This is a genomic window from Acinetobacter sp. ANC 3882, assembly GCF_022549545.1.
Lineage (GTDB): Bacteria > Pseudomonadota > Gammaproteobacteria > Pseudomonadales > Moraxellaceae > Acinetobacter.
Genome location: NZ_JAKZGB010000010.1, coordinates 91,375 through 101,843, shown reverse-complemented (window position 1 = coordinate 101,843; position 10,469 = coordinate 91,375). Strand labels below are relative to the sequence as shown.

The following is a 10,469-nucleotide window of genomic DNA, read 5'->3' as shown; positions in this document are numbered from 1 at the left end:
TGATGCTGCCCATCAATGCGCTGCAAGAAAACTTGAGTATTTAAATTTTGATTCGAAAATTGAATATGAATGGCACGTTTTTGTGCTGTAAGGCCTAAACTTTCCAAAGCCTGAAAAATATTACTCAACATTTTTTTTAGAACATTTCATTAAATTTTCTTTATTCTACTCAAAAAAACATTGCCATGACTAGACTGTTCTGTCCATTTGTGACGTTTTTTGTCTCATTTTTATTACAGCTTCACTTAATTCATTTAGATTATGACCATTTCAGGCCATTACCTTCAATCAGCAGCTCAATAAAAATGCCCTCAAAATTGAGAGCATTTTAAATATTTCAATTCATTTTAAACAAACCGAATCGGCTTAAATTCAGGTTCGTGTTTGTGATGATCATCATCACATTCCTCACCTTCTTCTTTGGTAGCACGATCAATATAACCACTACGCTGTTCTTTCGGCAAATTTTCCATTTCCCACGCATAAACAGCTTGCATGCAAATTTCACGTTGCTCTTTGGTTAAAACAATACCATTTGGCCATTTGCCAATTTCAACGGCAGTCCGAAGACGCTCAACAATTTCAGGATTTAAAATAGCGAGCATTTGTTCAATATTCATGAGTCATCCTGTTGAAAAGATTCAAAATCTTGATTCCAACCCAGTTTAGTACGGCAAGCCATATAAAAATCATAGCCAGGTGGATGTAATAAGCTTAGTTTAAACGGATGTTTGCGAATATGCACAGTATCACCGACATTTAATGCAACACTATGTTGTCCATCAGCACTGACCATAGGTAAAACACGATTTTCACGGATGGTAATCTTAATCTCACTTTGCCCACCCACCACGATTGGTCGTGATGATAACGTGTGAGGATGCATCGGAACCAGTGCAATAGCATCCATACTCGGATGCAGGATTGGCCCACCACCCGACAAAGAATAAGCAGTCGAGCCAGTTGGTGTAGAAACAATTAAACCATCACTATGCTGACGATAAACGTATTGCCCATCAATATTCAACTCAAAATCGATCATATGAACCGATTTACCTGAGTGTAAAACCACATCATTCAATGCAATCGCATCGTAAATCGTTTCACCATTGGTTCGAACTTCCATTTCCAATAAGAAACGGCGATCCAGCTGGAATTGACCTTGTAATACCTGATCAAGTTTAAAAATAGCTTCGGCAGGTTTGATATCCGTCAGAAAACCCAGTCGACCACGGTTAATGCCGATTACAGGCGTATTATGTCGTACCAAAGCACGAGCAGCATGAAGCAATGAACCATCACCGCCAACCACTATCACTAAATCGACAACTTCACCCAATAAATTTCGGCTTACCGTCTGCCCATGACCATATGGAACCAGTTTAGCTGTTTCCTGATCAAAAACGGGGTTTAGGCCTAAAGTGATCAAATGATCATGAATTAAACATAACGTTTCTACTACAGAATACTTGTCTGGTCGTCCAATTAGACCAATATTTCGAAAGGATTTATGTGAAATTTGCACGAATAATTCAGCTCCGTCGCGATTACTGACTATCATATCATTAACAACCAATGTTGCGTTGATGATTGATTAAAAAGTATAAAAATGTCTATCCGTTGTTTTTTTATACGATTAATGTCAACACATCCTTAAAGTTTTTATTGCATGTTGCTATTTATTCACAGTTTTATGATTGCAAAATGACAATAAGCTATCGCATCATTACCGACATTGTTTTGGTTTTAACGCAAATCTATGAAGTTTGAACGTGGTATTGGTTTTCTAGCACTCATTTTCTCAATGTTAGTGATAGGTGTCTTTGTTGCTTTTAGTATCTATCTGATCCGCTTGGATAATATTATTCGTGACAAATTTGAAGGTCAGCGTTGGGACATCCCTGCCAAGGTGTTTGCTCGCCCATTAGAAATCTATTCTAGTGCACCTATTACTCAAGAGAATTTTACCCAAGAGTTAAAATTACTCGGCTATAAAAACACGGCAAATTACGACAAGTCTGGTAGCTATGTAGTACAAGGCAACCAGATGTATGTACATACCCGTGGTTTTGACTATGGCGATAGCAATGAACCTGAGCAAGTGCTGGAACTTGCTTTTGCTGATGGTCAGGTGAGTGAAATCCGTTCCACCAAGCCTTCGAGCACAGGCGTCGCACGTTTAGAACCTTTATTGATTGGTGGTATTTATCCACAACATAATGAAGATCGCGTTCTGATCAAATTAAATAAAGTACCAAAAACGCTGATTGAAGCATTGATTTCGACAGAAGATCGTAACTTCTATCATCACCATGGTATTTCGATCCGTGGTACCGCACGTGCCTTGGTCAGTAATGCCACGGGTGGCCGTCGTCAAGGTGGTTCGACTTTAACGCAACAGTTAGTGAAAAACTTCTATCTTTCACCTGAAAAAACCTTGAAACGTAAGGTCAATGAAGCGCTGATGGCAGTGTTGATTGAACTGCATTACAGCAAAGATGAAATTCTTGAAGCTTATCTAAATGAAGTGAACTTAGGCCAAAATGGTAGCTACTCAATCAATGGCTATGGTCTAGCATCACAATTTTATTTTGGCTTGCCTTTACGTGAGCTGAATATCTCACAGCAGGCCTTCCTCGTTGGTTTAGTGCAAGGTCCATCACTGTATAACCCTTGGCGTAATCCAGAATCTGCGAAAAAGCGTCGTGATGTTGTGTTAAATAACATGAAAGTCATGGGCTATTTAACCGAAGCTGAATATCAAGATGAAATTGCACGTCCCTTAAATGTGGTCAGTAAACCAACCTTGGGCCCTGCAAAATTCCCAGATTTCTTGGATATCGTACGTCGTCAACTGCGTACCGAATATCAAGAAAGCGACATTACCAATCAAGGCTTAAGAATTTTCACCACACTTGATCCAATTGCACAAACACAAGTGCAAAATGCGTTTAAGAGTACTGTTGATCGTTTAGCCAAAGCCAACCCTGCCCGTCTGAAAAACTTACAAGGTGCAGTATTGGTTGCTCATCCTGAAAATGGTGAGCTGGTCGCAGCGGTTGGCTCAACTCAAGACTTTACTGGCTTTAACCGTGCCTTAGATGCAAAACGTCAAGTCGGTTCTCTGTTAAAACCAATCATCTACTTAAATGCAATCGAGTCTGGGCGTTATACTTGGGCAAGCCCAATTGAAGACAGTGCCGTCAATATTCCAATTGATGGTGACAAGAGCTGGACACCGAAGAACTATAGTGGCGGCGAACATGGTGTCGTGCCAATGCAACAAGCATTAGCCAACTCGTATAACCTCTCTACTGTTCGCTTGGCAAATGAGTTTGGTTTATCTGCCTTCAGCAATAAACTCAAACAGTTTGGCGTGAGTTCAGATATTCCGGCCTATCCATCGATTTACCTTGGTGCTGTAAATATGTCACCAATGGAAGTATTGAGCATTTACGGCAACTTTGCGACGGGTGGCTTTAAATACCCACCACGTTCGATTCGTACCGTGGTCGATGCCAAAGGACACTTACTTGAGCGTTATGGCTTGAATGTTCAACAAACCATTGACCCTGCTGCGGCATACATTATCAATTATGGTTTACAACAAGTGATGCGTTCTGGTACAGGTCGCTCTGCTTATAGCAGTTTACCTGAATCACTGAATTTAGCTGGTAAATCTGGAACAACGAATGACACGAGAGACTCATGGTTTGCAGGTTATTCAGGTAATCATGTTGCAGTGGTGTGGTTAGGTCTGGATGATAATAAAGTGACAGGCTTAACGGGTTCGTCAGGTGCATTGCCTGTGTGGACCAATGTGATGAAACAACTCCGCCAAGAACCAGTCAATTTACGTCAAACAGATAATGTTCAATGGCAATGGATTGATAGTGCCAGCGGTGACTTGTCTGCTCAAGGCTGTGATGGTGCGATGTATATTCCACTCCTCCGTCAAACAGTACCTCGTCGTGCAACGCTGTGTGGTCAATCTCACTACGAAGTTGAGCCAACCTACATTCCTCAATCCGATGAAACACCTGCTGATGATCATAATGATGGGATCAGCAACTATATTCGTGAAAGTGAAAATCAAATGGATACAGATTTATCCAATCACACCCCAACGCGCGTTATCTCTAGCGGCAGTTACAGCGGTGAGAATTAACTTTAATAAGGATGATTGGACATGATGAAAAAAATCACGGTTATGCTTGGCGTGTTGCTGCTTGCAGGTTGTACAGCAGCGCCCGAAAAAGTGGTCACTAAACCAACCACTAACATTCCACCAAAAAAGAAGGTAACCCAGCCTTCTTCTGGTGTGAAAATCACGCCTTATGACCAAAAAGAAATTAAGCGTCAGAGCGTTCCAGTGGTTGTGCCGCAACAAAAGGTTCAGCAAAAATTTAATGATGGCAGCCAGTTACCTGCTTTTAAAACCTTAATGCAAAAAACTCAAGTGGCATATAAACAACAGCAACTTGCAGAAGCAGAACGTTATGCACTGCAAGCACAACGTATTGCACCACAAGCCACAGAAACTTATTTGTATTTGGCAATGATTGCAGATCAGCGTAAAGAATATGCCAATGCTGAAGCTCTGGCACGTCGTGGCTTAAGTTATGCGCAAAGCAATGCCATGAAGAAGCAACTCTGGATGATTATTCTCAAAGCCAGCGAAGCACGCGGTCATACGATTAAGGCCCAAGAAGCACGAAGAACTATTCAGGCCCTTTAAGCTTAGTCGATTGAACTAAATTGACGAATCCCAGCAAGCCCATAAGCATGATGTTTTTGGGCTTGTTCTACATCTGCAGGTGCAACCCCACCTAAAGCAAATACCGGAATATCACTGTTCTGTGCCAATTCCTGAAAACGATCCCACCCCAGCACTTTGCTATCTGGGTGTGTTTCTGTCGCAAATACGGGGCTGAGAAATGCCGCATCACAGCCAATCTGCTGGGCATGTTGCAAAGAAACTGCATCATGACAGGCGGCGATAAAACGCTTGCCGACAATCAAGCCACCTTTACTTAGATTCATCAGCTGTGATTGCTTTAAATGGATCGTCTGTATCTTGTTTTGCAACTCTACAGTTAGTTTCTGCCAGAGATCGATATTGACAATCAATTTTTGCAATTGCTCATCATTGAAATTACCAAGTTGCTGCTCAACCTTCTCAAGATCATCAGTGTGTATACGCCAATACAAGAGCGCCTGTTGCTGAGGCAAAGTATCGATCTGATCACTGATCTTAATCAAATGCGGCCAGTTTAAACGTTGCAGAATTGCGGCATTCGCTTTCGGAAAATTTAAACCGATTAACTGATCACGGCTATACCAAGCCCACGGTTGATGAATAAGACCGAGCAACTCATCGGGAACATAAGCATGGAATAAATGTAAATTAACAATAATGTCTTCATATTCATGCTGAATCACATCAAAAGCGTGCCAATCTTTCAAGCCGATCCCAACTTCCTCATAAATTTCCCGACGACAAGCCTGTTCAGGTGTTTCACCTTGTTCAACTTTGCCACCTGGAAATTCATGTTTGTTGCCTTGGTGTTGGTTTGCCTGTCTCCAACCGACTAAAACTTTTGCTTTATGTAATAAAATTGCGATCGCAACGTCAACTGTAGCTTTTGCCATAACAGTTTAAATTCCCTCATTTTTCTATAGCCATTTTAAGGAAAATGTCACCGTATTCCCATGTCAAAAAACAAAATTAATGAATGATTTTGTAAATTCTTAAAATTTCCGTTGACAGGTCTATTCGATAATGATTATCATTTAAAACATTAAAAAACACACCACGGAGCATAACAAATGAACGCACCATTCAGCCTTTTCACTCGTAGTACAGATGCAGCTCAATCATTGCCAATGTTGCATTCAAATAACCTTTTTGCCTTAGGTCGCGAAATCCGCATCATGCATGCTGGTGAGGAGTATCGTTTACGTTTAACCCGCAATAACCGCCTTATTTTAACGAAGTAATATAATAATAATCGGACAACAATAAAAAACGTGGGAATAGCAGTATGTCAGCGCATACTGCTTTTTTAGTTTGCTTGTTTATTTAAAAATAGGCTCACATCTTGAAACTTATCCTAACCTGCAGCCCCCCATATTCAGACTGTGCAAACCTCATTTCACCATGATGCAATTCAATGATTTTTTTACAAATCGAGAGCCCTAAGCCAGAACCTTGTGTTTTAGTTCCCAAAGCACGATAGAAACGTTCACCCAGCCGTTCTAAAATTTCTGCACTGAGACCATTCCCATCATTTTCAATACTCAGCTCTAGCCCATGAGATCGCTGATTTAATGCAATATAGACCGTTCCATTTTCTGGTGTGTATCGAATTGCATTGTCTAAAATATTGCGTATGCAGGTAAAGATCAGCTGTTGATTGGCTAAAATCGTACTGTCAGGCAGACTTGACGTATGCTGGATTTGAATTGCCTTCTCATGTGCAAATAAATCCAATGCGTGGGTTGCTTCATCGACCACCAATTGCAATGCAAAATGAGTTTTGGGAAGATTGTCTGAATGCTCAGGATCCAATCGTGCCAATAGCAACAGATTTTCTAAAGTCTGAATTCCACGACTTACATCTTGCTGCATTTGAGAAAAATCGGCCACACGTTCTGGATATTTACGCTGCAACAACTGTAAACGCATCTGGATTGCGGACAATGGCGAGCGCAACTCATGCGATGCATCTGCAGTAAAGCGCTGCTCTGCCTGCAACGCATGATCTAGTCGATTTAATAATCGATTTAATTGACCCAGCATCGGTTGTAATTCCTTTAGCTCAACCTGACCCGTTTGAATCGGTGATAGATCATCAGCATTCTTTGCAGAAATCTCAGTAGATAATTGATGAATGACTTTAAATTGGCGTTTAATCAAAAAATGTAACATGATCCATTGCATCAACCACACCAAGATTAAAATCAGTGCATAGCCCGCAAAACTATTCAACAAGTCTTTAAAGCGTTCGCCTAAAGGCTGTAAAATCAACACCTGCATAGGTGCATGCTCACCTTCACCTGCATAGCTCCGCCATAGCTGACCTTTCTGCCAAATCAGGCCAAAGTCACCCTGTGTTGCATTCATCAAAGTGTAATACTGCGGATCAAGATGGAAATCTTCTGACTGAGTTAAAATCTGCTGTTGATTGCTCAATCGATATTGAATATCAAACTGTTCACTTAATTCATCAATCTGCTGCCCTGATGTTGTAGTCAAATCCGTAATCAGCAGCATGTCTGAAATCTCATCCATGATTTCATCTTGCACTTGCATGGTTTGATACACTGAAATCACAGCGAATAAAAGTAATGCCACACAACCAGCGACAACTGAACTGATCAAAGAGGTTTTCACCAACTTGGTTTGCAACGACACCACTTTCATTCTGTTATTCCTGATGCATGCGGTAGCCTAAACCACGAATGGTTTTAATATATTGCCCGCCAATTTTCTTTCGAATTTGATAAATAAATACTTCAATCGCATTACTTTCGATTTCATCGCCCCATGCATACAAAGACTCTTCGAGTTGCTCCCGTGTCAGAATATGATCTGGCTTTTGCATCAATTTATGTAAAATTTGAAACTCTTTAGCTGTCAGATTAATGGTTTGTCCTGCCTTGCTTAAGGTTTTTGCCTGTGGGTCCAGTTGTAAATCCAAGAAACTGAGATACTGACCCGCTTGAGCCTGATGCTGACGTAACTGTGAACGAACCCGTGCCGATAATTCCTCTAAATTAAATGGCTTGACCAAATAATCATTAGCACCAAGATCTAAACCTTCAACTCGGTCATGAATATGATCTTTAGCGGTAATAAAAATCACGGGAGTTTTGGAGTTCTGACGACGAATGGCCTTCAAAATCTCATCTCCAGAAGCTTGCGGCAGTCCACGATCAAGCAAGATACAATCGTATTGATGCTGTTCGACTGCTAGAATTGCATGATCACCGCGCTCCACCCAATCTACGCTATAACCATCCATCTCGAGCCAGTCTTTGATACTTTCTGCCTGAGATGCATCATCTTCAGCCAATAAAATTCGCATAGAACCCTACATCCATCAAACTACTAAGATTTATCATGCCTTTAAACGGTACAACAAGCAAAAAAACCACATGATTGATCATGTGGTTTTTTTAAGTCATACAGCTTAGAATTTAACTTGGTTTACATCAACTTCAACACGCTTGGCTGGTTTATAGTCGATGTCAATTTCACCAATAATCGTCACAGGTGTTTTTGCTGAAACTGGTTTGCCCATCCATAAATCATCATCAATATCGACCGTGATGCTACCTGTTTGATCACTAAACTGATATTTCTCATCACCAGTTGCTTTCACGACATAGCCTTTTAATTGTACTGGCGTATCATCTTTCAAGGTTAATGCTTGTTTCACCGTCGTGGTTTGTGTCGGAGCCAAAGCTTGCTGATTGACAGCACCTGTATTCGCGACGGCAAGTGTTGTTACGCCAACCAAACCAGCAATCACTGCAACTTTAGAAAATACGTTCATATTTATACCCTCATCGTGGTTCATCATTTCGATATAGTCATTAAAACAAATGAAGATGAGGTGAATCTGAAGATTAAAATTTTCTGTTTAACTCAAAGGAACCACACGTAATACTTCCTCTAATGTGGTCACACCTTCGATCACTTTACGTGCGCCTGCAATACGCAATGGCTCAATCCCTTCTTTCTTGGCCTGTGCTCTTAAATCATTCAGTGTGCCATGTGCGCTGATTAACGACTTTGACTCTAAACTGACTGGCATAAACTCATAAATACCGACACGACCTTTGTAGCCAGTATGACGGCAGGCTTCACAACCAACTGCTTTGTACATAGTGGTTGGCATATCCATCATATAGTCAAAGGTCAAATGCTCCCACTCATGTTCATTCATCTGTGTTTCTTGTTTGCAATGCGGGCAAAGTCTACGCACCAAGCGTTGCGCCAAAACACCGAGAATGGTTGCTGCTGTAAGGAATGGCTGTATACCCAAATCATGTAAGCGCGTTAAGCTCGATGGTGCATCATTGGTATGAAGTGTTGAAAGTACCAAATGCCCCGTTAATGCCGCTTGAATCGCCATATTCGCAGTATCGTGGTCACGAATCTCCCCCACCATAATAATATCGGGGTCTTGACGCATCAACGCGCGTACACCATCGGCAAAACCTAATTCAATATTTGGATTGACCTGCATTTGGTTAAAGCTTGGCTCTAACATCTCAATCGGGTCTTCAATGGTACACACATTGACTTGTTCTGTTGCCAATTGTTTTAACGATGAATACAGCGTGGTGGTTTTACCTGAACCCGTTGGGCCTGTGACCAAAATAATGCCGTGACTATGCTGCGTCAGCTGCTGCCAGCTCTGCAACAAATGCCCTTCAAAACCAAGTTGCTGGAAACTACGTACCAACACTTCTGGATCAAAGATACGCATCACCAGTTTTTCACCAAAGGCCGTCGGTAAAGTCGAAAGACGGAGTTCAGTTTCCTGACCTTTCGGTGTCCGCGTTTTTAAGCGGCCATCTTGCGGTTTGCGCTTTTCTGCCACATTCATACGACCAAGAATTTTAATCCGCGAAATCACGGCAGTGAGTGTATTTGCTGGCATGTTATAGATGGTATGTAAGACACCATCGATACGGAAACGCACCTTCCCTTTATCTTTACGCGGCTCCAAATGAATATCACTGGCACCTTGCTCGAAAGCAAATTGCAGTACCCAATCCACCAGTTTGACAATATGCTGATCATTGGCATCCGGATTTTGCGCATCACCCAACTGCAATAAAGCTTCAACACCCTTATTTTCACGGTCATAAACACTCGCATTCTGCGACGAGCTGACTGCACGGCTGACTTGGTAATATTCAACAAGATAACGTTGCAATTGTTCTGGATTTAACAGAACTTTTTCGATCTTCTTCGGCGCTAAGCTACGCTCTAGGTTATTCAGCCATTCTGTCGTAAATGGCTGATCGGTCCCAATCAAAATTCGATCCGCTTGTACATCGACCGCTAAAATGTGGTTGCGCACGGCAAATTCTTGTGACATGACACTGGTGAGCGCAGCTACATCCGCTTTGAGTGGGTCAATCACAAACAACGGCATTTCTGCTTTTTCAGCCAGCCACTGACACAAACGGTTAAGCGTCAATGTTGAGCTAGCATTGAGTTGATCTTTTAAATTAAAATTGGCAATCCATTGCAAAGGATGCCATTTCAATTGTTCTTTTTGACGATGAGTGGTTTGAACAAGTAATTTATCTCGTTCAGTAATACGACCATCTTTCAGTAGCTGCTCTAAGCACCACGTCACATCAATGGTAAAAGAAAAATTTGCAAATTTTGCCTGCGCTTGCATGACCGTCAGTTCCCCAAATTTTAAACTCAATTATATTTTTTA

At 41.4% G+C, this 10,469-nt stretch carries 10 protein-coding genes; 3 read left to right on the top strand and 7 right to left on the bottom strand.

Annotated elements, in window-relative coordinates; all coding sequences use genetic code 11:
- Positions 1 to 347: 347 nt before the first annotated feature.
- Positions 348 to 620, bottom strand: a complete 273-nt coding sequence (locus tag MMO42_RS16015; protein WP_005153583.1) for a DUF1315 family protein — start codon at positions 618 to 620, stop codon at positions 348 to 350.
- Positions 617 to 1,525: an NAD(+) kinase gene (locus MMO42_RS16010; protein ID WP_032863147.1), complete on the bottom strand. Its 909-nt coding sequence runs from the start codon at positions 1,523 to 1,525 to the stop codon at positions 617 to 619. The genes MMO42_RS16015 and MMO42_RS16010 overlap by 4 nt, the downstream gene beginning before the upstream one ends.
- Before the next feature lie 234 nt (positions 1,526 to 1,759).
- Between MMO42_RS16010 and mrcB the strand changes: the two genes are divergently transcribed.
- Positions 1,760 to 4,168 (top strand): penicillin-binding protein 1B, encoded by a 2,409-nt coding sequence (mrcB, locus tag MMO42_RS16005; RefSeq protein ID WP_241321283.1) that lies wholly within the window; start codon positions 1,760 to 1,762, stop codon positions 4,166 to 4,168.
- A gap of 21 nt (positions 4,169 to 4,189) precedes the next feature.
- The gene (locus MMO42_RS16000; RefSeq protein WP_241321282.1) at positions 4,190 to 4,738 is read left to right on the top strand and encodes a tetratricopeptide repeat protein; all 549 of its coding nucleotides are present in this window, start codon (positions 4,190 to 4,192) and stop codon (positions 4,736 to 4,738) included.
- Positions 4,739 to 4,740: 2 nt separating this feature from the next.
- Here MMO42_RS16000 and MMO42_RS15995 read toward each other — a convergent pair whose 3' ends face one another.
- Positions 4,741 to 5,652 (bottom strand): thiamine phosphate synthase, encoded by a 912-nt coding sequence (locus MMO42_RS15995; RefSeq protein WP_241321281.1) that lies wholly within the window; start codon positions 5,650 to 5,652, stop codon positions 4,741 to 4,743.
- A gap of 177 nt (positions 5,653 to 5,829) precedes the next feature.
- Here MMO42_RS15995 and MMO42_RS15990 point away from each other — a divergent pair, with 177 nt between their 5' ends.
- A complete protein-coding gene (locus tag MMO42_RS15990) occupies positions 5,830 to 6,000 on the top strand; it encodes a hemin uptake protein HemP (RefSeq protein WP_004653932.1) in 171 nt (56 codons plus the stop codon).
- A gap of 94 nt (positions 6,001 to 6,094) precedes the next feature.
- Here the strand turns inward: MMO42_RS15990 and MMO42_RS15985 are convergent, their stop codons facing one another.
- From MMO42_RS15985 to MMO42_RS15970, 4 genes are all read right to left on the bottom strand, one after another.
- Positions 6,095 to 7,426: an ATP-binding protein gene (locus tag MMO42_RS15985; RefSeq protein ID WP_241321280.1), complete on the bottom strand. Its 1,332-nt coding sequence runs from the start codon at positions 7,424 to 7,426 to the stop codon at positions 6,095 to 6,097.
- A 4-nt stretch (positions 7,427 to 7,430) separates the two neighbouring features.
- The gene (locus tag MMO42_RS15980) at positions 7,431 to 8,090 is read right to left on the bottom strand and encodes a response regulator transcription factor (RefSeq protein WP_241321279.1); all 660 of its coding nucleotides are present in this window, start codon (positions 8,088 to 8,090) and stop codon (positions 7,431 to 7,433) included.
- A 105-nt stretch (positions 8,091 to 8,195) separates the two neighbouring features.
- Positions 8,196 to 8,561, bottom strand: coding sequence for a NirD/YgiW/YdeI family stress tolerance protein (locus MMO42_RS15975; RefSeq protein ID WP_241321278.1), 366 nt, complete (start codon positions 8,559 to 8,561; stop codon positions 8,196 to 8,198).
- Between the two features lie 87 nt (positions 8,562 to 8,648).
- Complete coding sequence (locus MMO42_RS15970; protein ID WP_241321277.1) at positions 8,649 to 10,427, bottom strand: GspE/PulE family protein; 1,779 nt, start codon at positions 10,425 to 10,427, stop codon at positions 8,649 to 8,651.
- Positions 10,428 to 10,469: the final 42 nt, after the last annotated feature.